Below are 26650 nucleotides of genomic sequence, written 5' to 3' on the forward strand. Positions count from 1 at the left end.
GTTATTCATGATCCCTTCCATTTTTCGAAAAGCATTCGAAAAAAAATTGCATTGCATGGTCTTGACAATAGACGTATTAAAGTAATTTTATCAAATGCGGTTTATCAAGTTTGGTTGTGAAATAAAGCCTGTAAAATAGGACGAAGTAGCAAGCAAATTGTATACTCTCTTTTTGAAATATTTATCAGACTAAAAAAAATTAAAAAAAACATGATTCTCATAAAATATTTATCGAGTTCATTTGTCTACATAAATAGAAGGCTTCTTAAAAATGAATTTAAAAACAAAAAAATATAACATGAAAAGAAAAGGTTTTAAAATAGCGGGAATAATATTGCTCGTCATTGCGGCAGGCACAGGATTTAGTTTTGCAGTCATGCTGTTATGGAATGCACTTATTCCAAACATATTCGGATTAGGAATTATCAGTTTTTGGCAGGCATTGGGATTACTTGTACTTTCCCGTCTTCTGTTTGGCGGTCACGGACATCATGGCGGCCCTGGATTTGGAGGTATGCGCCATAAAAACGGCATCCGCGAAAAATGGATGAGCATGACTCCCGAACAGCAAAAAGAATTTATAGACAAACGCAAAGAACACATGTGCGGCGGAAGATTTGGCCGCAGACGTTTCTTTGGCGGCAGGGATTTTGACTTCGACAGTACTGACTTCGACAAAAAAGAGAATGAGTAATAAGCCGCAAGATGTTGGATCGCTGGTAACAGCTTATAAACCTAGGTTGAACGCGTTTATTCGTAAACGCGTTTCAAACAAGGAAGATGCCGAAGACATTTTGCAGGACGTTTTTTACCAACTGGCAAAAGTAGATACTGCGATGAATCCGATTGAGCAGGTAGCTGCCTGGCTGTATCGGGTTGCCCGCAACATGATAATCAATAAACAAATTAAAAAGCATGAAGAAGAATTACCTTCCTACCTAAACGACGACGACGAGGTGCTCAAAGATATTTCGGAAATGCTGTTCAGCAGACAAACGGCACCATCTCCCGAAACGGAATACTTACGTTCCCTAATGTGGGTTGAACTGGAAAACGCATTATCAGAATTACCACGGGAACAAAGGGACGTTTTCGAAAAGAATGAATTAGATGGTTTGTCTTTCAAAGAAATATCGAATGAAACTGGTGTTTCTGTCAAAACATTACTTTCGCGAAAGCATTATGCTGTTTTGCATCTACGAAAAAGATTATCCGAATTGTATGAAGAAATCATTTACTCCTAATTTTTTCAGCTATTACAATAACAAATTACAGATTAACAATTCGGGCAGGAATTACAATATAATTATCTAATTTTTAATAGAATACAACCAAAGAAACGGAAACTTTATTTGTTTTTAAAGTTTCCATTGCTATATTTGCATTACAAAAATATTACAAAACTTGCAGAAATCATGAAAAACGAATGGAAAATTGATTCGGAAGAATCAGACGTATTGATAAAAACGAGACATTCATTGATTGACTATATGTCTGGTTCCAAAAATAATTTTAAAGGCCACGTTGCTATACAAAATCACCAAGTGGAAAACGCTTCAATCGAATTTTCATTGAAAGCAAACGACAAAAGCAGAAACTCTGATTTGAAATTAATTGACTTTTTTGATTATGATGAAACACCTGTGATTCAGTTCAAATCAACTTCTTTTGAAAAAATAAACAAAAACATCAATTTTCTGAAAGGGCATTTAACCATCAAAAACATTACCAAAGAAGTGGAATTGGACACTGAGTTTATTGGTTACAATAACTACAACGGCGTTCAAAAAGCATCATTTGAAATTACCGGAAATATTAGCCGCAAGGATTTTGGTCTTAATCCCTATCAGGGAGGATACGCAGTAGGCTCTGATATTAAACTGATAGCCAATTTGGAATTTGTTAATCATTAACATCATACAATTAACCAATTTACATAAATACCACTAACCAACAAGTTACAACCAAAAAATGAAAGACAAAATCATATCCAAAGCAAGCGATTTATTTTTAAAACTTGGTTTTAAAAGTGTCACCATGGACGATATCGCCTGCGAAATGTGCATTTCCAAAAAAACGATTTATAAATATTTCTGCAACAAAGAAATACTGATTGAGGAAAGCACGGAAATGGTTCACAAAACCGTTCACGAAATCATAAATACCATTGTCGCCAAAGACCACAACGCCATTGAAGAGAATTTTGAGATTCGGAAAATGTTCAAAGAAATGTTTCAGGCAACGGATACTTCTCCGCTCTACCAATTAAAGAAGCATTATCCCGAAATCTATCAAAAGGTAATGAGCAGAGAATTGAACGAATGCAATATGTGCTTTAAGCAAAATATAGAAAAGGGAATTCAGCAGGAATTATACAGAAACGATCTTGATGTTGACATCTACGTTAAATTTTATTACTCCTTGATTTTTAGCATCAAAGAAAATACCAGCTCCGAAAGAGAATCCACAAAACTGGAATTACAGGCACTGGAATACCACACCAGGGCAATGGCAACGCCAAAAGGAATAGCCGAACTTGAAAAACAATTACTTAAAACCAAAATATAATGAAAAACATATTCATTCTAATGCTTACGCTATTGAGTTTGAGCATCAATGCGCAAGATTCGACTAAGAGTTACTCCTTTTCATTACAGCAGGCAATAGACCACGCACTCGAATACAATTACACGGCTGTCAATTCAGGTCGTGATATCGAAGCTGCCAAAGAAAAAAAATGGGAAACGACCGCAATGGGTTTACCGCAGATTGATGCCGGAGTGGATTTTACCAATAATTTTGTACTCCAAAAATCAGTTGTGCCAGCCGAATTCTTTGGAGGAAAACCAGGAGAATATGCCGAAGTCGCCTTTGGAACAAAATACAATATGGTTGCCCGTTCCAGTGTGAGCCAGCTTATTTTTGACGGTTCTTATATCGTGGCGCTTCAAGCTTCAAAAACCTATTTGGCATATTATGAAAATGCCAAAAAAAGATCAGACATTGACATTAAAGAAATGGTCATTAACTCTTACGGCAGTGTCTTATTAGCACAAGAAAGCATAACTATTCTGGAGAGAAACATTGCATCCCTGCAAAAAACGCTGAACGATACCAGAGCCACCTACAAAAATGGATTAATTGAAGAGGAAAGTGTTGAGCAGCTGGAAATTACTTTAGCTTCTTTGGAAAGCACTTTAAATTACAACAAACGTTTATTGGACATCACTTACAAGATGCTGAAAATCAATTTAGGCATTGATATTAATGACCCAATCACATTGACCGACAAATTGGATGCACTAACGATTCAGAATATGGATCTTGCTTTTTCCAAAACAGAATTTAATGTAAACAACAATATCAGCTACAAAATAGCAACCAATTTTGAAGAGCAGAGAACATTAGAATACAAACTCCAAAGAAGTAAAGCGCTGCCTTCATTATCTGCGAAATTTAACTTTGGTTATACCGCATTTAAAGATCAGTTTGAGTTTTTTACCCAAAACCAAAACTGGTTTAATTATTCCAATCTTGGTCTTACCCTAAACGTGCCTATATTTAGCAGTTTAGCCAGAAGTTCCAGAACACAGCAGGCGAAAATTGCTTTGGATCAAGCCAAAACACAATTGAATGAAACCGAACAAAAACTGAAACTGCAGTATGCTACCGCAAAAACCGAATACGAATACAGCATTGCCGATTATGAAACTGCCAAAAACAATCTGAATCTGGCAGAAAGAATTGAGAAAAAACAGCAGATTAAATTCACCGAAGGGCTTTCGACCAGTTTTGACTTTAATGATGCGCAGCGGCAATTGTACACTGCTCAACAGAAATATCTGCAGACAATGGTCAACATTATCAATAAAAAAGCCAGTTTAGAAAAAATCATCACTCAATAACGACACCAATAAAATTTAAGAATATGAAAAAAATAATTATCCTTACCGTCCTTTCAGCTGTATTGATTGCCTGTAATTCATCAGAGAAGAACCAATCAATCGACAGCATTATTGCATCCAAAGACGTAAAAGCGATAACTGCCAAAAAAGCCGAATTACAGCTACAGCTTACCCAAATCGACGAAGCATTGGCTACTTTGGACGTAAACAAAGAAATCGAAGCATTGGTTACTGCCGTAAAACTGAAAGACACTTTATTCAACCATTATCTTGAGGTTCAGGGAAGCATTAACACCAATGAAAATGTATTAGTTCAGCCTGAATTTCCAGGAAACTTAGTAGAATTGAATGTGAAAGCCGGACAAAAAGTAAGTAAAGGACAAGTTTTGGGACGCACAGATGATGGCGGTATGAGCCAGCAGTTGGCCAGTGCCGAAAACCAATATGCTTTAGCCAAAACTACATTTGAACGTCAAAAAAATCTTTGGAGCCAAAAAATCGGTTCCGAAATACAATACCTCCAAGCACAAACTCAAATGATTTCAGCACAAAAAGGAGTAGCTCAAATCAAAGCCCAAATTGCAAAAACAGTAATCAGAGCCCCTTTTTCAGGAACTATTGACGAAGTTTTTGTGGAAAAAGGCGAAGTAGTTGCCGCTAGTGCAAAAGGATTAATGCGAATCGTGAATTTAGGAAATATGTATGTTTCCACTTCCATTCCCGAAACCTATATCGGAAAATTGAACATTGGCACTGAAGTGGATGTTTACTTAACTTCATTGGGCAAAACTTACAAAGGCAAAGTGCGCCAAATAGGTAATTTTATTAATCCAAACAACAGAAGTTTTGGAATTGAAGTTAGTGTTCCCAATCCGGAAAATTTATTGAGACCAAATCAGGTAGCCAAACTGAAAGTGATTGATTACGTGAGCAAAAATGCCGTAGTTGTTCCAACCAATGTGATTCAGCAGGATTCCAAGAAAAACAGTTTTGTGTACACTGTGGCCAATTCTACCGGAAAATCAGGCATTGCCAAAAAAGTAATTGTTAAAACCGGCCAGTCATCAGATAATGTAACCGAGATTTTAAGCGGATTGAATTCTGATGCCATAATAGTTACTGAAGGGATGAATACCATTTCGGACGGGATGAAATTGAATTTTTAAAAAGTTTAAAATTGTTTAACTGTTTAAGGCTGTTTAAAACACAACCCTATTTAAACTTTTAAACAACATTAAACCACCTTAAACCAAAAGCATATGTCACACCAAAATAAAGAATTCGGAATATCAAGTTGGGCTGTCGAAAACCGCGTTACAGTCTATATCCTGACTTTACTAATTGTAATCACAGGAACCATTGCCTATGTTACGATGCCTCGCGAGGATTTTCCGGAAATTATAGAAAATAAGGTTTATATTTCATCTGTTTTCCCAGGAAACTCAGCCGAGGATGTAGAGAAATTAATCATCAAACCCCTTGAAAAGGAAATCAAGAACATCAGCGGAGTCGATAAAATCACATCCAGTTCCTTTCAGGATTATGGAATGATTATCGTAGAGTTTGAAGATAAAGTTACCATTTTGGATGCCAAAACCAAAATTAAGGACAAAGTGGATATCGTAAAAGCAGATACCGATTGGCCTAATCTTGACAACGGAAGCAAAGTGGAACCCAGCGTATTTGAATTGAACATTTCGGAAGAAGTGCCTATTCTAAACATCAATCTACAGGGAAATTACACCACGCAGCAACTTAAAAAATATGGAGAATTGCTTCAGGACGATATTGAAGAAATCCCTGAAGTCAAAAAAGTGGACATTCTGGGTGTTGATGATAAAGAAGTGGAAATTGCCGTTGATATTTTCAAAATGACAGCCGCCCAAGTTTCTTTTGACGACATTCAAAGTGCTGTAAAATATGAGAATATGACGCTTTCAGGAGGAAATTTAATTTCTCAAGGCTCTCGAAACAACATCAGAATCGTTGGTGAAATCAAAGATCCGAAAGAACTCGAAAACATCATTGTAAAACACAATGGCGGAACCGTTTACCTGAAAGATATTGCAGTGGTTAGTTTCAAAGAAAAAGAAAAAACCACTTATGCCCGTGAGAAAGGAACCGAAGTAGTGATGCTGAACGTAAAGAAACGTTCCAACCAGAATATGATTTCGGCCATTGAACAGGTAAAAGAAAAAATTGAGGAGGCCAAAGCTTCCTATTTGCCGTCAAATCTTAAAATTGAATTGACAAACGACCAATCTTCTCGTGTAGAACATCAGGTTGATGAACTTTCGAACCATATCATTTTCGGGATTGTTCTGGTAATGATCGTACTGATGTTTACGATGGGACTTCGAAACTCGTTGTTTGTGGGCGCCGCCATTCCTTTATCAATGCTGATGGCTTTTAGTATCCTGTCGGCATTTGGACTTACGCTAAACACGATGGTGCTTTTCGGATTGGTAATGGGACTGGGAATGCTGGTGGATGACGGTATTGTAGTGGTTGATAACGTATTTGCCAACATGAAAAAAGGAATGCCAAGAATAAAAGCCTCAAAAATAGGAATTGGTGAAATCGCCTGGCCGGTAATCTCCTCTACCGCAACAACCTTGATGGCATTCTTACCTTTTGCATTATGGCCGGGAACAATGGGTAAATTCATGAAATATTTTCCAATGACATTAACGGTAACATTATCAGCATCTTTATTTGTTGCAATGGTAGTCAATGCAGCTATGACAGGAGGCTCGATGGATATTGAAGACCGAAATGTGACTAAAAAATCGGCCAAGACCTACTCGATAATTTTCACCATTATCGCTGTTATTTTTGTGCTTTTCGGAAATTTTTATGATTCTAAATTTGCAAAAGCAATTGGCCACTTGGCCATAATTTCTCTTGGATTGATGTGGCTGTATAAATTGAAATTATACCAATGGACACAAGATTTTCAGCACAGCTTTTTCCCTAGAATGGAAGACAGATACAAAACCTTTTTGGCTAAAATTTTGACCAAAAGAAGAGCTTGGTATGCTTTGGCGGGAATTATAGGAATGTTATTTTTCTCTTTTATCCTTTTGGGAATATTCCCTAGAAAAGTACTTTTCTTTCCGGACAATATTCCGAATCAGGTAATTGCCTATATCGAATACCCGCAAGGAACCGATATTGAAAAAACCAATAAGGCCACCCTATTTGTTGAAAAACAGGTGATTTCCATTTTAAGCAAATATATAGATCCAAAAACAGACAAAAACTATTTGGCCGAATCCATCGTATCCCAAGTGGGAGTTGGAGCCGGTAATCCAAACGTAGATGCAGGATCGGCTTCGGAAACGCCTTTTAAAGGAAAAGTAACAGTGAATTTCTCCGAATTCAAATTCAGAAGAGGCATCAACACCGCCGATATTTTGGAAGAAATAAGACGTAAAGTAAAAGGTATTGCCGGAGCTACGGTAACGGTCGAAAAAGACGCCAATGGACCACCGGCCGGTTACCCAATCAGTATTCAGCTGACAGGTATCGATTATGACGAAATGCTGAAAGAAGCGGACAAGATGATTACTTTTATCAATTCCAAAAACATTCCTGGAATTGAACGTTTAAGCATTGATGTTAATAAAGAAAGTCCAGAACTTGAGGTAAAAGTGGACCGCGTAAGTGCGGGAAGTTTGGGCGTTTCGACTGGGCAGCTGGGATTCAATTTGCGCCGTTCCGTATATGGACAGGAAATTTCGACCTACAAAGAAGGCGATGACGACTACAACATCACGATGCGTATGCAGGATGACCAGCGCAAGAACGAAAACGTATTATTCAATCAAGCGCTGACTTTCAGGAATCCTGCTAACGGACAAATGATGCAAGTGCCGATTTCGGCGGTTTCCGAAACGGAGAAAACCACAACCTACAATCAAATCAAGAGAAAAAACCAAAAACGTATTATGACGGTTTACTCCAATGTTTTGACCGGTTATAATGGGGATGAAATCACTAAACAAATTGCCGCAGATTTAAAAGGGTATCAATTACCAAAAACAGTTACCTATTCGTTCTCAGGAGTTCAGGAAGAGCAAGGCAAAAACCAAAGTTTCCTGATGTATGCGCTGTTTTTGGCTTTGGCCGGAATTACCATTATCATCGTACTGCAGTTTAATTCGGTTTCCAAAACAATGGTTATCCTGTTTACGGTAATCCTAAGTTTTAGTGGGGTCTTCTATGGATACGTCATTGCCAACATGGATTTTGTGATCCTAATGACGATGATGGGAATCATCTCGCTGGCTGGTATTGTGGTAAAAAACGGAATCGTGTTAATGGACTTCTTTGTTCTTTTATTAGATAAAAAAGTAGCCGATAAACATCTAGAAAGCCATGATGACTTGACCATAGACGAAATCAAGGAAGTAATTATCGAGTCTGGTAAATCAAGGCTGCGTCCGGTATTGCTGACCGCTTTGACAGCCGTGCTGGGATTAATCCCGCTTGCGATCGGACTGAATTTCGACTTCTTCTCTTTGATAACCGACTTGAATCCGCACATTTTCATGGGTGGGGACAATGTGATTTTCTGGGGACCTTTGGCCTGGACCATCATCTTCGGGTTGACCTACGCCACAGTATTAACCTTAATTATGGTGCCGGTAATGTTCTATCTTGTTAAACGAACCAAATATTGGTTGAGAGACAGAAGAAAAGCCCAAGCTACTGAAATATAAGTTTTATAAACTTTCTGAAAACCCGCCTGAAATTTGATTTTGGGTGGGTTTTTGTTTTATTTTCAAAAAACCTTTGCTGGCTGTTTAGCCCTGATGGAAGCGTCATCCTTTTTCTTTTTTCTTTAAAAAGGAAAAGATACAGCGGACAGCAGGAACCCATATTCCCCGATAAAGCCTATCCTTTCGCTCCCCATAATTATTTTTGAAAGCTAAGCAGAAATGCTATTTAAAAATTAAAGATTTCATCTTTTGTACTTTACCTTTGGCAGACTTATAAATAGTTTACATTAAAGTCCAAATTCAAGATGAAAAGAGAGCATTATATCCCATTTGATAAGGAATTCTTACTCGAAGAACAACTGGCTGAATTTGCCGGTGATGAAAAGCAGGTAGAGAATTTCAAAAAGCTGTTTGACATCATTGAACATTATTTCCACTATGAAGCGTTTAACCTGATTCGGAATATAAAACAAAATTACGCTTTTTTCGACCCTGATTTGCCTCCAAAAGAAAGAGAGACTTTTAAAGGCAAAAGTGATTTTGGGCTTTTCAAAGAAAATCTGCTTAAGGTTCTTGATTTGAGCAATTATAGCCGTGTGAGTCAGGAAACTTTGGATCAAGCGTTCCTAGATTCGGATTTGATTGGCTTAAAACTGGCTATTGACTTAGATCTTTATAAGGATTACGAAATTTATGTGAGAGGCCAGCATACGGCCAAGGAAAAGGTTGGCAAATACGTTTTTTGGAAGAAAAAAATTGAAGTCGAATACTATGACCGCGTAATGATTTACCTAAGATATCATGATGCTGATTATTACAAAAAAAACAAGCTCAAAAAAAACAAATCACTGATCGAACCTGGAACCGTAGTTTTAAAAATCTTTAAACGCGTTCCCAAAAACGATCTCGAAACAATATTCCCAAATGCCATTCCAAAAATGTCGTTAACCGACAAACTTTTATTATGGGTTCCGGGTCTTGTGGGGGGAATTTCATTATTGAGCACCAAGGTAATTCCGGCATTGATTACAATGCAATCTGCCTATGAATCTGGGGAAACAATAGATTTATTAAACAGTAAAACCTCATTGAATCAAGGATTAATTGCACTTGGGATATTGGGTGCATACTTGTTTCGCCAGTACAATAACTTTGTAAATAAGAAGATTAAATATTCGAAAATGCTTTCGGACAGTCTATATTTCAAAAATCTTGGGAACAACAGTGGCGCATTTTATTCGTTGCTGAATTCATCTGAAGAAGAAGTGCTTAAGGAAACAATCTTGGCCTATTCTTTTTTGAACAAAAGCGAAACTCCATTAACCGAAGACGAACTGGATCATCAAATCGAGTCTTGGTTCAAAAACAAACACAATGCAGACCTTGATTTTGATGTAAAAGAGGCATTGCTTAAATTAAAAAACAGCGGTCTTGCATTTGAAACCAATGGAAAATGGGAAGTGATTTCCATAGGGAAAGCACTAGTAAGAATGGACGAAATTTGGGACGGGGTTTTTGAGTATAACTTAGTAACTAAAAATTAGCAGTTAAAAAAAAAGGAGAAAATAAAAATGATTTTCTCCTTTTCTAAAATTAGCCATAAATACTATTCCGCAGTAACTGGGTCAATTATTTCAGAAACTAGGCTGATTTTATTAGCGGGAAACCCACCTTGACTTGCATGTTCCCGAATCATTTCTTCATTTGGGGCAATGTAAACACAATAAATCTTATCATCAGTCACATAACTGTGTTTCCATTGTATTTCCGGCCCCATTTTTCTTAAGACATCGCAAGACGCATTCGAAATCTCCTTTAATTGTTCTGGCGTCAAATTCCCTGCGCTAGGAATTTCTCTTTCAATAACATACTTTGGCATACTAATTAGATTAAAAAAGTTAGAATAAAATAATTATAGAAAACCTCTTTTGGTTTTGCTTTGACCATTAATTAAAGAGAATAAGAAAGATTCATGCAGAAAGGGGCAGTTTATACGATTGCATTTGAATTTGAAATGCAATAATAAAGTGAAACGCATTGAAACAATCAAAATCGGCTAATACAGTAACCCATAAAAGCCGATTTCTTAACAAACACAAACTTTATAATTTAGAGTTCTGACAAATAGATATTTAAACTAACTGATTCTCTATTTCACCCCTAAACCATGTGCTGTATTTGCGTAATAAAGATACGATAAATCATTTAAACATGTTCTGCCTTAACAAAGTTATAACACTGAAAACCAGAATAAAAAAAGGAGAAAATCAATAAAGACTTTCTCCTTTTCTCAAAATTAACTATGTATTTTTTTAGTTTGAAGTAGCAAAAGCATCTTGACGCCAGTTTTTAATTTTTGCCACTTGATTATTGGAGAAATCTACTTCACAAAGACTGCTTTTCTCGGCATTTTGATACCAGAAAAACCATTTTCCTGTTTTCACTCCGGCAACATATTCTCCTGAGGCGATTTTATCTCCGGCTTCGTTATAAGAAACCCAGATTCCTTCTAATTTTCCATTTTCAAAATATCCTTCCTGTTGCACTTGTCCATTTTCATAAAAATAGGTCGCTTTTAATTTTTTACCAAATGGCTCCAAAACAGGTTTCGCATCTTGGGCAAAAATTGCTCCTGAAAATAATACCGCGGCCAAAATCATAATCTTTTTCATATCGTTAGTTTTTAATTGTTTGTATCTTGTTATATCAAAATTAGGAACAAATTTTACATTAAAAAAACTTTTACTTAACAATTTCGTAACACAGACAAAAGCTTAACATTGGAAACAAAAAACAAAGAAATTTCTTTCCAAAATGAGCAATTAAAAGTAGTTATTGACAAAAACAAAACTGATTCACCCCATTTCAGATAGATTTTTAATTTATAACAGATAGATTTTGTTTTTCAGCCAGAATAGTCCAGTTATCCGTTTCATACGAGCGATAGCGAAATGAAGAAGTAATATTATGTGCCTTTCGTCCAAAAAAACGAGACACGCATAATGATTTTCACTTCCACCGGCGCTTAAAGGGAAATATTTTGCTTTTTTGACATTATCCAAAAAAAGTCTAAAAGAAAAATAAGACGTAACTGAGTTACAGCCTTTTTTGTTTTGAAGAAGAAAGGAAAAAAGAATGTTTTATTGCAGTAAATTCTAGGAGTATATGATATAAAATTGATAATTAGTCCTAAATTTGCACTCGCGCTAAAAAAGAGCAAAAAAACTAAATTTTATATCATGTACAGAAGTCATAATTGTGGCGAATTGAACGCCTCACATATCAATACAGAAGTTACTCTTGCCGGTTGGGTTCAAAAATCAAGAGACAAAGGTTTTATGAATTGGGTTGATTTGCGCGACCGTTACGGAATCACGCAATTGATTTTTGACGAAAGCCGTTCTATAAAAGAAGTTTTTGAAACTGCCAAAACATTGGGACGCGAATATGTGATTCAGGTAAAAGGAACTGTTATTGAGCGTGAAGCCAAAAATAAAAACATTCCTACTGGTGAAATTGAAATATTAGTTACTGAACTTAATATATTAAACAGCGCATTAACTCCACCGTTTACAATCGAAGACGAAACCGACGGCGGTGAAGACATTCGAATGAAATACCGTTATTTGGACATTCGAAGAAATCCAGTAAAAAACAGTTTGCTTTTCCGCCACAAGGTAGCAATGGAAGTGCGTAAATACCTTTCGGACCTTGATTTTTGCGAGGTAGAAACTCCTTATTTAATCAAATCAACTCCAGAAGGAGCAAGAGATTTTGTTGTTCCTTCCCGAATGAACGAAGGGCAATTCTATGCTTTACCGCAATCACCGCAAACATTCAAACAATTGTTGATGGTCGGCGGAATGGATAAATATTTTCAGATTGTAAAATGTTTCCGTGACGAGGATTTGCGTGCAGACCGTCAGCCAGAGTTTACTCAAATTGACTGCGAAATGGCTTTTGTGGAGCAAGAAGACATTTTGAATGTATTTGAAGGTTTGACCCGTCATTTATTAAAAGAGATAAAAGGTATAGATGTAGACAAATTCCCTAGAATTACCTACGATTATGCGATGAAAACATACGGAAATGACAAACCGGACATTCGTTTCGGAATGGAATTTGGTGAGTTAAATGAATTTGCGCAGCACAAAGACTTCCCGGTTTTCAATACTGCCGAATTAGTTGTGGGAATAGCAGTTCCTGGATCGGGAAATTACACCCGTAAGGAAATTGATGCTTTAATTGACTGGGTAAAACGTCCGCAAGTTGGCGCCAGCGGTATGGTGTATGCAAAATGTAACGAGGATGGCACTTTCAAATCATCAGTAGATAAATTCTACGATCAGGAAGACTTAACTAATTGGGCAAAAACTACAGGAGCAAAACCTGGAGATATGATTTTTGTTCTTTCAGGACCAGCCGATAAGACAAGAACTCAATTGAGCGCTTTGCGTATGGAATTGGCCACTCGTTTGGGATTAAGAAATCCAGCTGAATTTGCGCCTCTTTGGGTTGTTGATTTTCCATTATTGGAATTTGATGAAGAAAGCGGACGTTATCATGCAATGCACCATCCATTTACTTCTCCAAAACCGGAAGATATGCACTTATTGGAAACCAATCCCGGAAAAGTTCGTGCCAATGCCTACGATATGGTTTTGAACGGAAATGAAATCGGCGGAGGATCAATCCGTATTCATGATAAAGCGACACAACAATTAATGTTTAAATATTTGGGCTTTACGGAAGAAGAAGCCAAAGCGCAATTTGGTTTCTTAATGGATGCCTTCCAATTTGGAGCACCTCCTCATGGTGGTTTAGCTTTTGGACTGGATCGTTTGGTTGCTATTTTAGGAGGGCAGGAAACAATCCGTGATTTTATTGCTTTCCCAAAAAACAACTCTGGCAGGGATGTAATGATTGATGCTCCTTCCATAATTGATGAATCTCAATTAAAGGAATTACATATTAAATTAAATCTAAACAATTAGGTAAAAACACTTGAATATCAATAATTTTAGAAAAAAAATAATAGCATAATGATTTTCGTATTATATTAAAGATTACATTTGCGATATTATAAATTATTATTACTATTACAATGCGTACAGGTACAGTTAAATTTTTCAATGAATCTAAAGGTTACGGATTCATTACAGACGAAGAAACAGGAAAAGACATTTTTGTTCATGCTTCAGGCATCAACGCGGAAGAATTACGCGAAGGTGACAGAGTTAGCTATGAAGAAGAAGAAGGAAGAAAAGGTAAAGTTGCTGCTAAAGTAGCAGTACTTTAAGCATAAAAATCGCTTACTGTTTTATTGCAAAAAACGTCTAAAAAACGTTCCGATGTATCGGAACGTTTTTTTTTGTGCCATACTAAAAAACCAGCACCAACAATCTTATTTATAATGAATAAAAATTACGATTGTATTAAGTTAATGTTTCCACTAAATCCGTTACAAAACTTGTGTTTTAATAACACTAAAGCTATCTTTGTAACTTAATTTAAAGCAAAAACTGATAATTATGCAATCCGAACAAATAAACTATATCCCAGTCTTTATGCAGCTTGTTTTGGCTGTAGGATTTGTTGTAGGTATGATCATTATTTCTGGCAAATTAGGACCAAAAAGACTATCTGAAAACAAAGACAAAAACTTCGAATGTGGAATTGAATCAGTTGGAAATGCAAGAATACCTTTTTCGGTAAAATATTTCATAGTAGCTATTCTATTTGTGCTTTTTGATGTGGAGGTAATATTCTTGTATCCTTGGGCAGTGAATTTCAAAGAGTTAGGCATAGAAGGAATGATAAAAATGATTATCTTTATGATGTTGCTTTTAGTTGGCTTTTTCTATATCGTCAAAAAGAAAGCATTAGAATGGGAATAAATTAAGAATGCAGGTTTTAAATTTTAGCCTTTAAATTTTTATAATTAGAAAGGTTTAAGGCATAAAATTTAAAATTTAGGTTTTTTTTAAAAATAAAAATTGATTTTTTACAATGTAGATTTTGATTTAAGGTTCAAAAGAATCTAAAATCAGAAATCAGAAATCTAAAATTAAAATGAGCGATTCAAAAATAAATATGGTTGCCCCGCCAGAAGGTGTTGTTGGAGAAGGATTCTTTGCCACAAAACTGAATGACGTTGTTGGATTAGCACGCGCCAATTCGCTTTGGCCATTACCTTTTGCAACATCTTGTTGCGGAATCGAATTTATGGCAACAATGGCTTCACATTATGATTTAGCACGTTTTGGGTCTGAAAGGGTGAGTTTCTCTCCTCGTCAAGCCGACATGCTATTAGTAATGGGAACTATTTCAAAAAAAATGGCTCCAATTTTACGTCAAGTGTACGAACAGATGGCAGAACCTAGATGGGTTATTGCTGTTGGGGCTTGCGCTTGCTCAGGAGGAATTTTCGATACTTACTCCGTATTGCAGGGAATAGACAAAGTAATACCTGTTGATGTATATGTTCCTGGCTGTCCTCCGCGTCCGGAACAAATTGTGGATGGCGTTATGAGATTACAGGAATTAGTGAAAAACGAATCTGTAAGAAGAAGAAGCTCCCCTGAGTATAAAGAATTATTGGCATCTTACAACATTCAATAAGAAAATGGCATTAGAGACAACAGAAATTCAAGAGAAGTTAACAGAAACTTTTGGTTCAAAGGTTTTAGGATTCAATCAAGATAAAGACATTTTTGCATTTGAAGCGGATTCAGACATCATTACAGCTGTCGTTCTTTATTTAAAAAATGATCCTGCTTTKAGTTTTCACTTTTTGACTGATTTATGTGCAGTACATTACCCTAACAATGAAGAAAACAGACAATTTGCTGTTGTTTATCATTTGCATAATTGGTACGAAAACAAACGTATCCGTATTAAATCATTCATAAGCGGTTCAAATCCAGAAATTAAAAGTATTTCAAATATCTTTTTGTGTGCCAATTGGATGGAAAGAGAAACTTATGATTTCTTCGGAATAAACTTCGTAGGACATCCTCAATTGAAACGTATCTTGAATATGGACGAAATGATTTCTTTCCCAATGCGCAAAGAATTCCCTATGGAAGACAGCGGAAGAACGGATAAAGATGACAGGTATTTTGGAAGAACAACAATCAACCAATAGCTAAAAAAATAAATATAATTTTTCACATTAGATAAATGTCAGAACTATTATTACCACCAGAGCATCGCTATGCTAAAATAATTAAAGAGCGACACAATGAAGACGGAAGCGAGCTTTCTATTCTGAATTTAGGCCCTACACACCCTGCCACGCACGGTATTTTTCAAAATATCCTATTGATGGATGGTGAAAAAATTCTTGAAGCAGAACCAACTATTGGTTACATTCACAGAGCTTTTGAAAAAATTGCTGAAAACCGTCCTTTTTACCAAATCACTCCACTTACTGACAGAATGAACTATTGTTCTTCGCCAATCAATAATATGGGATGGTGGATGACCCTTGAGAAACTTCTAGACATCAAAGTCCCAAAAAGAGTTGATTACTTAAGAGTTATCGTAATGGAATTGGCACGTATTACAGACCACTTAATCTGTAATTCAATCCTTGGAGTAGACACTGGAGCTTATACTGGTTTCCTTTATGTATTCCAATTCAGAGAAAAAGTATACGAAATCTACGAAGAAATTTGCGGTGCGCGTCTTACTACCAATATGGGAAGAATTGGCGGTTTCGAAAGAGACTGGTCAGCGGAAGCCTTTAGGAAATTAGACATCTTCTTGAAAGAATTTCCAGTAGCTTGGAAAGAATTTGAAAACTTATTCGAAAGAAACAGAATATTTATCGACAGAACTGTTAATGTTGGAGCAATATCTGCTGAAAAAGCAATGGCTTATGGATTTACAGGACCAAATTTACGTGCAGCAGGTATCGATTATGATGTACGCGTTGCGCAACCTTACAGCTCTTATGAAGATTTTGACTTTATAGTTCCCGTAGGAAAATCTGGAGACACTTACGACCGCTTTTGCGTAAGAAATGCCGAAGTTTGGGAAAGTTTAAGCATTATTCGTCAAGCACTGGATAAAATGCCGGAAGGAAATGAATACCATGCCGAAGTCCCTGAATACTATCTTCCTCCTAAAGAAGACGTTTACACCAATATGGAATCACTGATATATCATTTCAAAATTGTGATGGGTGAAGTTCCTGTTCCTGTGGCAGAAATTTACCATCCTGTTGAAGGAGGAAACGGAGAATTAGGATTTTATTTAGTAACAGACGGAAGCAGAACTCCTTATAGATTGCATTTCAGAAGACCTTGCTTTATTTTTTACCAAGCCTATCCTGAAATGATCAAAGGCTCAATGTTATCTGATGCGATTGTTATTTTATCGAGTTTAAATGTTATTGCAGGAGAATTAGACGCATAAATTATGGTACACACACATTACAAACAAGAAATAAACATGACTGAAGCGTTGATGTCCCGCATCAATGAATTAATCAGCCATTATCCTGAAGATAAAAGAAAATCAGCTTTACTCCCCGTTTTACACGAAGTTCAAGATGCTCACGACAACTGGCTGAGCATTGAATTACAAGATAAAGTTGCCGAAATTTTACATATCAAACCAATAGAGGTCTATGAAGTGGTTTCGTTTTACACCATGTATAACAGAAGACCGATTGGTAAATATATGTTTGAATTTTGCCAAACTTCCCCTTGCTGTTTAAACGGAGTAGAAGATCTAATGGATTATACCTGTGAAAAATTAGGCGTTCCTGTTGGAGAACCTACAGCTGACGGTCTTTTCGAAGTAAGAGGTGTTGAATGTTTAGGCGCTTGCGGTTATGCACCAATGATGCAATTGGGTGATTTTTACAAAGAACATTTGACGACAGCAAAAATCGACCAGTTAATAGCTGATTGTAAAGACAATAAAATAATATTACACGATAAATAATATTACACGATAAATAATATGTCACAAAAAATATTATTAGATAAAATCAATATCCCAGGGATTAAAACCTACGAAGTATATCGTGCAAACGGTGGTTATGCTTCTGTAGAAAAAGCATTAAAAACCTTAACTCCGGACGAAGTAGTTGAAGAAGTAAAAATTTCTGGATTGCGCGGCCGTGGAGGAGCTGGTTTCCCCGCTGGAATGAAATGGAGCTTTATTGATAAAAAATCAGGAAAACCAAGACATTTAGTTTGCAATGCCGATGAATCTGAGCCGGGAACTTTCAAAGACCGTTATTTGATGGAATACATTCCTCACTTATTGATTGAGGGAATGATTACTTCCAGTTATGCATTGGGTGCCAACCGCTCGTATATCTACATTCGGGGAGAATACATGTGGGTATATAAAATATTAGAAAGAGCTATCTCAGAAGCTAAAACTGCCGGTTTTTTAGGAAAAAATATATTAGGTTCTGGATTTGATTTAGAGTTATATGTTCATTGTGGTGCCGGAGCTTACATCTGTGGTGAAGAAACTGCTTTGATCGAATCATTGGAAGGAAAAAGGGGCAATCCTCGGATTAAACCGCCATTCCCTGCAGTTTCTGGGCTTTGGGCTAATCCAACCGTGGTAAATAATGTAGAAACTATCGCTGCTGTGCCATGGATTATAAATAATTCTGGTGCAGATTATGCAAAAATAGGCATCGGAAGATCTACAGGAACCAAATTAATCTCAGCTTCAGGACATATCAAAAATCCAGGTGTTTATGAAATTGAATTGGGACTAAGTGTTTATGAATTCATGAATTCTGATGAATATCTTGGCGGAATGAGTTCAGACCGACCATTAAAAGCTTTTGTGCCTGGAGGAAGTTCTGTTCCTGTTTTACCGGCACATTTAATTTATAAAACAGCAGCAGGCGAAGATCGTTTGATGTCCTATGAATCTTTAAGTGACGGTGGTTTCGCTACCGGATCTATGTTAGGCTCTGGAGGATTTATCGTTTATAACGACACCTCTTGCATTGTTCGTAACACTTGGAATTTCTCCCGTTTTTATCACCATGAAAGCTGTGGACAATGTACTCCTTGCAGAGAAGGTACTGGCTGGATGGAAAAAGTATTGCACAGAATTGAAAACGGACACGGACGTGAAGAAGATATCGATTTGTTAGTGAGTATTCAAAGTAAAATTGAAGGAAACACAATCTGTCCTCTTGGTGATGCGGCAGCTTGGCCGGTTGCGGCAGCGATTCGTCACTTTAGAGATGAGTTTGAATATCATATTCGTTTCCCTGAAAAAATAAAAAACAGAGACCATTTTACTGCTGAGCCTTTTGAAAAAGTAAAGCATTTAGTTTCTAAAGAAATAGTATAAAGAAAGAATTTCAGACAATGAAAGTAACCATAGACGGTCAAGAAATTGAAGTAGAAGCAGGAACAACAATTCTGCAGGCTGCGCGCATGATTGGCGGCGATGTTGTTCCGCCAGCGATGTGCTATTATTCAAAACTAAAGGGAAGCGGCGGTAAATGCCGTTGCTGTTTAGTGGATGTTACCAAAGGCAGTGATGCTGACCCGAGGCCTATGCCTAAATTAATGGCATCTTGCGTAACAGGCTGTCAGGACGGAATGGAAATCGCCAGCAAGGCTTCTGCAAGAGTTCAGGAAGCGAGAAAATCCGTAACGGAATTTTTGCTAATCAACCACCCCCTGGATTGTCCAATTTGCGACCAAGCCGGAGAATGTGATTTGCAAAACTTAAGCTTTGAACACGGAAAATCAGCATCCCGTTTTATTGAAGAGAAAAGAACTTTTGAACCTGAAGATATCGGTCCAAACATTCAGTTGCACATGAACCGCTGTATTTTATGCCAAAGATGTGTACAGGTTGCGGATCAATTGACAGATGACAGAGTTCATGGAGTAATGGACCGCGGTGATCATGCTAATATCTCCACTTGTATTTCAAAAGCTATAACTAATGAATTTTCTGGAAACATGATTGATGTTTGTCCAGTTGGTGCTTTGACTGATAAAACTTTTAGATTCAAATCAAGAGTTTGGTTTAACAAGCCCTATAACGCGCATAGAGAATGTACAACACCAGGATGCTGCGGAAAAACAACTGTTTGGATGTTTGGAAACGAAATCCAACGCGTTACAGGCCGTAAAGATGAATTCCACGAAGTAGAAGAATTCATTTGCAACACTTGCCGTTTTGACAAAAAAGAAGTGACTGACTGGGTAATTGAAGGGCCTCGTAAATTTGAAAAAGATTCAGTTATCAATCAAAATAACTACACTCAAAAATTAGAAAAAGTAGAAATAGCTACTGAGAAAAACATCCTTTTGGGTAGAGATCAAGATAGAAAAAAAATAAGCATGGCCTCAAATCCATTGGACACTAACACTAATAAATCTTAAAAATGGACAGTACATTTGTTATAGAAAAAGGTGTGTTTATAGTAGTAATTTTCGCTCTTACTATGCTGATGGCTATGTATTCTACATGGGCAGAACGTAAAGTAGCCGCTTGGCTGCAGGATAGAGTTGGCCCTAACAGAGCGGGACCTTGGGGATTGCTACAGCCACTTGCTGATGGAGGTAAATTATTTGCAAAAGAAGAATTTTTCCCAAATACTCCTAATAAATTTTTATTCGTTGTAGGACCTGCAATTGCAATGAGTACAGCCTTAATGACCAGTGCGGTTATTCCTTGGGGAGATAAATTACACTTATTTGGAAAAGATATTCTATTACAGGCAACTGATGTAAATATTGCCATATTATATGTTTTTGGAGTAGTTTCATTAGGAGTTTACGGCATCATGATTGGTGGCTGGGCTTCGAATAACAAGTTCTCTTTGATGGGAGCTATTAGAGCGGCATCGCAAATGGTTTCTTATGAGGTAGCAATGGGATTATCGATAATCGCTTTGACTATGATGACAGGAACTTTAAGTTTAAAAGAAATTTCAATACAGCAGTCAGAATGGCATTGGAACATATTGTATCAGCCATTGACTTTCTTGATATTCCTGATTTGTTCTTTCGCGGAGCTAAACAGAACCCCATTTGATTTGGCTGAATGCGAATCGGAATTAATTGGCGGGTATCATACAGAATATTCTTCGATGAAAATGGGATTCTATTTATTTGCAGAATATGCAAACATGTTTATTTCCTCTACTATTATGTCTGTGTTATTTTTTGGAGGATATAATTATCCAGGAATGGCATGGGCAGTAGAAAACTGGGGAGTAAATATTGCGAACGTAATTGGAATGATGGCGCTGTTTGCTAAATTATGCGGTTTTATTTTCTTTATCATGTGGGTTCGCTGGACAATTCCGAGATTTAGATATGACCAATTGATGCACTTGGGATGGAGAATTTTGATTCCGCTTGCGATTGTCAATATTATGATAACCGGAGTTGTGCTTTTGAGAAATGAAATTACTGTTTATTTAGGATTTTAGTCTTAATAAGGTAGAAGTCATAATTTACAACCTATTAGCTAGAACAAACACAAAACACAACTTAAGTTACTAAAAAACATATAGTAAGGCGGTCACAATTTGTGACCGCCTCATAAAAACAAAAATTGAATTAACTGATTTATGAGTGAAGAATTAATCATAACCGAAGAATTTATAATGAGTAAAATATTGCTTATTAGAGACACAAAAGTGATGATTGATAGAGATTTAGCTCAGCTTTATGGTGCTACAACAAAACAATTAAACCAACAAGTAAAGAGAAACTTAAAACGCTTTCCTAGTAATTTTATGTTTCAATTGACAGAAATAGAAAAAGAGCAGGTAGTCGCAAATTGTGACCACCTCAAAAACCTAAAATTTTCTTCAACTTTGCCTTATGTTTTTACAGAACACGGAACAATGATGTTAGGAAATGTTTTGAATAGTGATAGAGCAATTGAATTTAGTATAAAAATAGTTGAGGCCTTTGTTAAAATGCGAGAATTTCTGACTAACAATATAAGTGTAAAATTAGAAATAGAAGAAATAAAGAAGAAGTTAACGAATCATGATAAAAATATAGAATTGGTATTTACCTATTTAGATGAGTTGATGGAGAAACAAGATAATAAGATTGAAAGAAATAAAATTGGATATAAAAAATAAAATTAATTAGGTCACGAATGCCTTAGCCCTGATAGAAGCGGCATCCTTTTATTTTTTCCTTTAAAAAATAAAAGATACAGTGGATAGCAGGATTAGCTACAAATAAAAAATATAAAATGTCAATAGAAACTATATCCTTATCGGGAAGAAAAAAAATGGTCTCCAATAAAGAGATGACTTTTTTGGAACGCATGTATCTGATTGCGATTGTAAAAGGTTTAGCCATTACGATAAAACACCTTTTTAGAAAAAAAGCAACTATTCAATATCCTGAACAAGTTCGTGTGATGAGCCCAGTTTATCGTGGACAGCATATGCTAAAACGAGATGAGCAAGGCAGAGAAAACTGTACTGCCTGCGGGTTATGTGCTTTGTCTTGCCCTGCTGAAGCAATTACGATGAAAGCGGGAGAGCGTAAAGCGGATGAAATGCATTTGTATCGAGAGGAAAAATATGCCGAGATTTATGAAATCAATATGCTGAGATGTATTTTTTGCGGGCTATGCGAGGAGGCTTGTCCAAAAGACGCAATTTATTTGACTATTTCTAAAGAATTGGTTCCTGCCAGTTATGACAGGGAAGATTTTATTTTTGGAAAAGACAAACTGGTTATGCCGCTTGAAATGGCAATGAAAAACACTCAACTTAAAAACGCTAACTAATGTCAACAGTACTTATTTTATTTTGCGTATTGTCTGCAATCACATTGCTAACAGCATTTTTAACTATTTTTAGCAGAAATCCAATACATAGCGCTATTTACTTAGTGATTTGTTTTTTCTCTATAGCAGGGCATTATTTGTTATTGAACGCTCAGTTTTTGGCCATTGTACACATCATTGTTTATTCTGGAGCTATCATGATTTTATTACTGTTTACAATCATGTTAATGAATCTTAATGAAGCGGACGAAGTTCATAAGCCGAGATTCACGAGATTGGGAGCTATAGTTTCTTTTTGTTTAGTGTGTCTGGTTTTAATAAAAATCTTTATTGACTCTAAGCCTATTGTAGAATATGATTATACGGGTGAAGATTACCAATCGATAAAAGTACTCGGAAAAGCATTATTGAATGAGTATATGGTCCCGTTTGAATTTGCTTCTATACTATTATTAGTAGCGATGATTGGGACTGTATTATTGTCTAAAAAAGAAAAATTAGAAAAATAATGAACAATATTTTAACTCAAATTGGTATAGAGAACTATATCTTCCTATGTGTAACACTTTTTTGCATCGGTATTTTTGGAGTTTTATACAGACGCAATGCTATCATTGTATTTATGTCTATTGAAATTATGCTGAACGCTGTTAACTTATTGTTTGTGGCATTCTCAACTTATCACCAAGACACGCAGGGACAAGTATTCGTATTTTTCTCTATGGCTGTTGCTGCTGCCGAGGTTGCGGTTGGACTGGCTATATTAGTTTCGATATTCAGAAATATTGGATCAATTAGCATCGATAATTTAAAAAACTTAAAAGGATAAATGGCAATGGATACCAATTTAGCTTTAGTCTTACTGTTAACTCCTTTATTAGGATTTTTAATTAATGTTTTCTTTGGAAAAACTCTAGGAAAGTCAATATCAGGGATCATAGGAACTCTTTCGATAGTAGTTTCTTTTCTTGTATCAATTTCTTTCTTTTTACAAATCAGCCAAACGCAGCAAGCTATAACAATTCAATTATTTGATTGGATTCAAATCAGCAACTTTAATGTTAGTTTTGGTTTTTTACTGGATCAGTTATCCATTATATGGTTATTGTTTGTAACCGGAATTGGCTCCTTGATTCACCTATACTCCATCAGCTATATGCATGATGACGAAAAAGTGCATTCTTTCTTCGCTTATTTGAATTTGTTTATCTTCTTTATGATCACACTGGTAATTGGAAGCAACTTATTGGTAATGTTTATTGGCTGGGAAGGAGTTGGACTTTGTTCTTACTTATTGATTGGATTTTGGTATAAAAACCAAGATTACAATGATGCCGCCAAAAAAGCCTTTATCATGAACCGTATTGGGGATTTAGGATTGCTAATCGGTATATTTATCTTAGGCGGTTTATTCTCCACATTGGATTTTGCCAGTTTAAAAACAGCTATTGCTGGAGCTCATAATCTTGATACGTTTTGGTTAAGCATTGCCGCTTTGGCTTTGTTCATTGGAGCTTGCGGTAAATCGGCACAAATTCCTTTATATACTTGGTTACCTGATGCGATGGCTGGACCTACACCAGTTTCGGCATTGATACATGCTGCAACTATGGTTACTGCTGGTATTTTTATGGTAACAAGAATGAATTTCTTATTTGATTTAACACCGGAAGTACAAACAATAATTGCTGTAATTGGAGGTGTAACTTCATTGGTTGCCGCTACTATTGGTCTCGTTCAAAATGATATTAAAAAAGTACTGGCCTACTCTACTGTTTCTCAATTGGGATTAATGTTTTTGGCTTTAGGATTTGGTGCTTATGAAGTAGCCGTATTTCACGTAATTACTCACGCTTTCTTCAAAGCATGTTTGTTCTTGGGTTCGGGATCTGTGATTCACGGATTGCATGGAGAACAGGATATGCGTAAAATGGGCGGATTGAAAAAAGCAATGCCAATCACTTTTTGGACAATGCTTATTTCATCATTAGCAATTTCTGGAGTTCCTTTGTTTTCAGGTTTCTTTTCAAAAGACGAAATTTTGATGACAGCATTCCACCATAACATTCCGCTTTGGGTTGTTGGATCTGTTGCTTCAATAATGACTGCTTTCTATATGTTTAGATTAATGTTCTTGACTTTCTTTAATGATTTTAGAGGAACTGAAGAACAAAAACACCATTTGCATGAAAGCCCTGCTTTAATCACATTCCCTTTAATTGTATTGGCAATTTTGGCAACTTTTGGAGGATTAATCAGTTTACCTGGAAATAGCTGGCTGAACGAATATTTGGCTCCTCTTTTCGCGAAAGCGGGAACAGAAGAACACGGATTGGGAACAACTGAATATATGCTAATGGCAATTGCCGTAGTTGGCGGATTAGTTGGAATTGGAATTGCTTATGCAAAATATATCAAACAAAATACTGTTCCTAGCGAAGATGCTGAAATTACTGGATTATCAAAAGTACTTTACAACAAATACTATGTTGATGAACTATATGATTCCTTGTTTGTAGCACCTATAAACGGTTTGTCAAAAATCTTTAGGGACTATGTAGAAACTTCAATTTCTTCCATAGTCTTTGGACTAGGAAAAGTAGCCAGCGAACTAAGCTACCAAGGTAAAAAATTACAGAATGGAAGTGTTGGACTATACCTATTTGCTTTTGTTTTAGGCATGTGTGCCATTGTTTCATTTTTATTTCTAGCTCAATAATTATTACTATGAATGTATCTCTAATATTAATCATCCTTTTAGTTGGCGCATTTGCAACTTATTTAGCTGGTGACAAGCTCGCTCCAAAAGTGGCATTGTTTTTTGGATTGGCGTCTGCGGGTTGCTCTATAGTTTTGTTGAATCATTTTAATTTAGGAGAAAACATCAGCTATAGCAGCCAATGGATTACACTGCCTAAAGTTTCATTTGCATTACAGGCAGACGGATTGTCATTGGCAATGATTTTATTGACAACTATCTTGACTGCCATAATCATTTTATCATCTTTTGGCAATGAATTTAAAAATTCAAAGGCTATTTATGCACTAATATTGTTCATGTCTTTTGCCATGACTGGGACTTTCCTAGCTAGCGATGGACTTTTATATTATATCTTTTGGGAATTATCTTTAATCCCAATTTACTTTATTGCATTGATTTGGGGTAACGGTGATGCTGAAGAACGCAAAAAAGCAGTGGTTAAGTTTTTCATCTATACTCTTGCCGGTTCTTTATTTATGCTGGTTGCATTTGTTTATATGTACCAAAAAGCGGGAAGCTTCCTTATCGAAGATTTATACAGACTGAATTTAACTGTTGATGAACAAAAATGGATTTTTACCGCTTTCTTTTTGGCATACGCAATTAAGATTCCTTTAATTCCGTTCCATACTTGGCAGGCAAATGTGTACCAAAAAGCACCAACTCTTGGAACTATGCTTTTATCTGGAATTATGCTAAAAATGGGATTGTACAGCCTTATCCGCTGGCAATTGCCTTTGGCTCCATTAGCGGCAAAAGAATACATGTTTATATTCATCGGAGTGGGTATTGCAGGAGTAATTTATGGTTCAATCGTTGCATTGAGACAAAAAAATCTTAAAAAATTACTAGCTTATTCATCTCTTGCTCACGTTGGGTTAATTTCTGCTGGTACTTACACACTGACTCTTGATGGTTTTAGAGGAGCTGTTTTACAAATGATTGCTCACGGATTTGTGGTAGTTGGATTGTTTTTCGCAGCAGAAATCATTTTTAGAAGATACGAAACTAGATTGATTGCCGATATGGGAGGCATTCGTTCTCAATCCCCAAAATTCACATCTATGTTTTTAATTTTGGTATTGGCTTCTGTGGCTTTACCAACAACTTTTAACTTTATTGGTGAATTTACTGTATTGTACAGCCTTTATCAGATCAATATTTGGTTTGCCATTTTAGGAGGAACGACTATCATTCTGGGAGCTTATTATATGCTAAAGATGTTTCAGCACTCTATGTTAGGAGAAACCAACACAAAATTATTTACTGATGTTACTTTCGCTGAAGGCTTGACAATGGTTATTATTATTGTGGTATTATTTTTCTTCGGAATGTATCCAAAACCAATCAATGATTTAATAACGCCTAGTCTTGAAGTTATTTTGAAAGTAATAAATAAAGCATAGAGGTTTGATTTTAGAATGAAGATTAACGATTTTAGACCCGAGAGCAACAACAAACTGGCGAAGCATTTCAGAAATTAAATC

Annotated in this window: 26 protein-coding genes; 24 read left to right on the plus strand and 2 right to left on the minus strand. The window is 36.2% G+C overall.

The genetic code is table 11. The annotated features are described in order from the left end of the window. Positions 1 to 298 precede the first annotated feature (298 nt). The 8 genes from AC1DVP_RS15820 (at position 299) to AC1DVP_RS15855 (ending at position 10173) form a co-directional block, all read left to right on the plus strand. Positions 299 to 694: a hypothetical protein gene (locus AC1DVP_RS15820; protein WP_477184457.1), complete on the plus strand. Its 396-nt coding sequence runs from the start codon at positions 299 to 301 to the stop codon at positions 692 to 694. Further along, positions 687 to 1244, plus strand: coding sequence for an RNA polymerase sigma factor (locus AC1DVP_RS15825; RefSeq protein WP_477184458.1), 558 nt, complete (start codon positions 687 to 689; stop codon positions 1242 to 1244). Before AC1DVP_RS15820 ends, AC1DVP_RS15825 begins: the two co-directional genes overlap by 8 nt. 171 nt (positions 1245 to 1415) lie before the next feature. After that, the gene (locus AC1DVP_RS15830; protein WP_477184459.1) at positions 1416 to 1913 is read left to right on the plus strand and encodes a YceI family protein; all 498 of its coding nucleotides are present in this window, start codon (positions 1416 to 1418) and stop codon (positions 1911 to 1913) included. Between the two features lie 58 nt (positions 1914 to 1971). Beyond that, positions 1972 to 2568, plus strand: coding sequence for a TetR/AcrR family transcriptional regulator (locus AC1DVP_RS15835; RefSeq protein ID WP_477184460.1), 597 nt, complete (start codon positions 1972 to 1974; stop codon positions 2566 to 2568). After that, entirely contained in the window at positions 2568 to 3905 is a 1338-nt protein-coding gene (locus tag AC1DVP_RS15840; RefSeq protein WP_477184461.1) for a TolC family protein, read from the plus strand. Before AC1DVP_RS15835 ends, AC1DVP_RS15840 begins: the two co-directional genes overlap by 1 nt. Positions 3906 to 3928: 23 nt before the next feature. After that, entirely contained in the window at positions 3929 to 5071 is a 1143-nt protein-coding gene (locus AC1DVP_RS15845; RefSeq protein WP_477184462.1) for an efflux RND transporter periplasmic adaptor subunit, read from the plus strand. A 93-nt stretch (positions 5072 to 5164) separates the two neighbouring features. Next, on the plus strand, positions 5165 to 8629 hold the full coding sequence (locus AC1DVP_RS15850; protein WP_477184463.1) for an efflux RND transporter permease subunit: 3465 nt from the start codon (positions 5165 to 5167) through the stop codon (positions 8627 to 8629). Positions 8630 to 8934: 305 nt separating this feature from the next. After that, positions 8935 to 10173 carry a TMEM143 family protein gene (locus AC1DVP_RS15855; RefSeq protein WP_477184464.1) on the plus strand — a complete coding sequence of 413 codons (1239 nt, stop codon included), beginning with the start codon at positions 8935 to 8937 and terminating at the stop codon, positions 10171 to 10173. 62 nt (positions 10174 to 10235) lie between these two features. Here the strand turns inward: AC1DVP_RS15855 and AC1DVP_RS15860 are convergent, their stop codons facing one another. Further along, positions 10236 to 10508, minus strand: a complete 273-nt coding sequence (locus tag AC1DVP_RS15860) for a DUF4242 domain-containing protein (RefSeq protein WP_477184465.1) — start codon at positions 10506 to 10508, stop codon at positions 10236 to 10238. A 433-nt stretch (positions 10509 to 10941) separates the two neighbouring features. Further along, positions 10942 to 11301 (minus strand): toxin-antitoxin system YwqK family antitoxin, encoded by a 360-nt coding sequence (locus AC1DVP_RS15865; protein WP_477184466.1) that lies wholly within the window; start codon positions 11299 to 11301, stop codon positions 10942 to 10944. 567 nt (positions 11302 to 11868) lie between these two features. Here AC1DVP_RS15865 and aspS point away from each other — a divergent pair. The 16 genes from aspS to AC1DVP_RS15945 all read left to right on the plus strand — a co-directional run bounded on the left by aspS (position 11869) and on the right by AC1DVP_RS15945 (position 26569). Next, positions 11869 to 13623, plus strand: a complete 1755-nt coding sequence (gene aspS / locus AC1DVP_RS15870; RefSeq protein WP_477184467.1) for an aspartate--tRNA ligase — start codon at positions 11869 to 11871, stop codon at positions 13621 to 13623. Between the two features lie 110 nt (positions 13624 to 13733). Next, positions 13734 to 13928, plus strand: a complete 195-nt coding sequence (locus AC1DVP_RS15875) for a cold-shock protein (RefSeq protein ID WP_077378011.1) — start codon at positions 13734 to 13736, stop codon at positions 13926 to 13928. A gap of 232 nt (positions 13929 to 14160) precedes the next feature. Next, positions 14161 to 14526 carry an NADH-quinone oxidoreductase subunit A gene (locus AC1DVP_RS15880; protein ID WP_477184468.1) on the plus strand — a complete coding sequence of 122 codons (366 nt, stop codon included), beginning with the start codon at positions 14161 to 14163 and terminating at the stop codon, positions 14524 to 14526. A gap of 175 nt (positions 14527 to 14701) precedes the next feature. Further along, positions 14702 to 15250, plus strand: a complete 549-nt coding sequence (locus tag AC1DVP_RS15885) for an NADH-quinone oxidoreductase subunit B (RefSeq protein ID WP_477184469.1) — start codon at positions 14702 to 14704, stop codon at positions 15248 to 15250. 4 nt (positions 15251 to 15254) lie between these two features. Then, a complete protein-coding gene (locus AC1DVP_RS15890; RefSeq protein WP_477184470.1) occupies positions 15255 to 15776 on the plus strand; it encodes an NADH-quinone oxidoreductase subunit C in 522 nt (173 codons plus the stop codon). 35 nt (positions 15777 to 15811) lie between these two features. Next, entirely contained in the window at positions 15812 to 17050 is a 1239-nt protein-coding gene (locus tag AC1DVP_RS15895) for an NADH-quinone oxidoreductase subunit D (protein ID WP_477184471.1), read from the plus strand. A gap of 3 nt (positions 17051 to 17053) precedes the next feature. Then, a complete protein-coding gene (locus AC1DVP_RS15900; RefSeq protein ID WP_477184472.1) occupies positions 17054 to 17584 on the plus strand; it encodes an NADH-quinone oxidoreductase subunit NuoE family protein in 531 nt (176 codons plus the stop codon). 18 nt (positions 17585 to 17602) lie between these two features. Further along, on the plus strand, positions 17603 to 18970 hold the full coding sequence (gene nuoF, locus AC1DVP_RS15905; protein WP_477184473.1) for an NADH-quinone oxidoreductase subunit NuoF: 1368 nt from the start codon (positions 17603 to 17605) through the stop codon (positions 18968 to 18970). 17 nt (positions 18971 to 18987) lie between these two features. Then, positions 18988 to 20019, plus strand: a complete 1032-nt coding sequence (locus tag AC1DVP_RS15910; protein ID WP_477184474.1) for an NADH-quinone oxidoreductase subunit G — start codon at positions 18988 to 18990, stop codon at positions 20017 to 20019. A 2-nt stretch (positions 20020 to 20021) separates the two neighbouring features. Beyond that, positions 20022 to 21074, plus strand: coding sequence for an NADH-quinone oxidoreductase subunit NuoH (gene nuoH / locus AC1DVP_RS15915; RefSeq protein ID WP_477184475.1), 1053 nt, complete (start codon positions 20022 to 20024; stop codon positions 21072 to 21074). 141 nt (positions 21075 to 21215) lie between these two features. Next, complete coding sequence (locus tag AC1DVP_RS15920; RefSeq protein ID WP_477184476.1) at positions 21216 to 21740, plus strand: ORF6N domain-containing protein; 525 nt, start codon at positions 21216 to 21218, stop codon at positions 21738 to 21740. A 116-nt stretch (positions 21741 to 21856) separates the two neighbouring features. After that, complete coding sequence (locus tag AC1DVP_RS15925) at positions 21857 to 22402, plus strand: NuoI/complex I 23 kDa subunit family protein (protein WP_477184477.1); 546 nt, start codon at positions 21857 to 21859, stop codon at positions 22400 to 22402. Then, entirely contained in the window at positions 22402 to 22911 is a 510-nt protein-coding gene (locus AC1DVP_RS15930) for an NADH-quinone oxidoreductase subunit J family protein (protein ID WP_315148969.1), read from the plus strand. The genes AC1DVP_RS15925 and AC1DVP_RS15930 overlap by 1 nt, the downstream gene beginning before the upstream one ends. Beyond that, positions 22911 to 23231, plus strand: a complete 321-nt coding sequence (nuoK, locus tag AC1DVP_RS15935) for an NADH-quinone oxidoreductase subunit NuoK (RefSeq protein ID WP_100432422.1) — start codon at positions 22911 to 22913, stop codon at positions 23229 to 23231. Before AC1DVP_RS15930 ends, nuoK begins: the two co-directional genes overlap by 1 nt. 6 nt (positions 23232 to 23237) lie before the next feature. Continuing rightward, on the plus strand, positions 23238 to 25121 hold the full coding sequence (gene nuoL, locus AC1DVP_RS15940; RefSeq protein ID WP_477184478.1) for an NADH-quinone oxidoreductase subunit L: 1884 nt from the start codon (positions 23238 to 23240) through the stop codon (positions 25119 to 25121). An 8-nt stretch (positions 25122 to 25129) separates the two neighbouring features. Continuing rightward, the gene (locus tag AC1DVP_RS15945) at positions 25130 to 26569 is read left to right on the plus strand and encodes a complex I subunit 4 family protein (protein ID WP_477184479.1); all 1440 of its coding nucleotides are present in this window, start codon (positions 25130 to 25132) and stop codon (positions 26567 to 26569) included. The last annotated feature ends 81 nt before the right edge of the window (positions 26570 to 26650 follow it).

Source organism: Flavobacterium sp. P3_A6 (assembly GCF_056403035.1).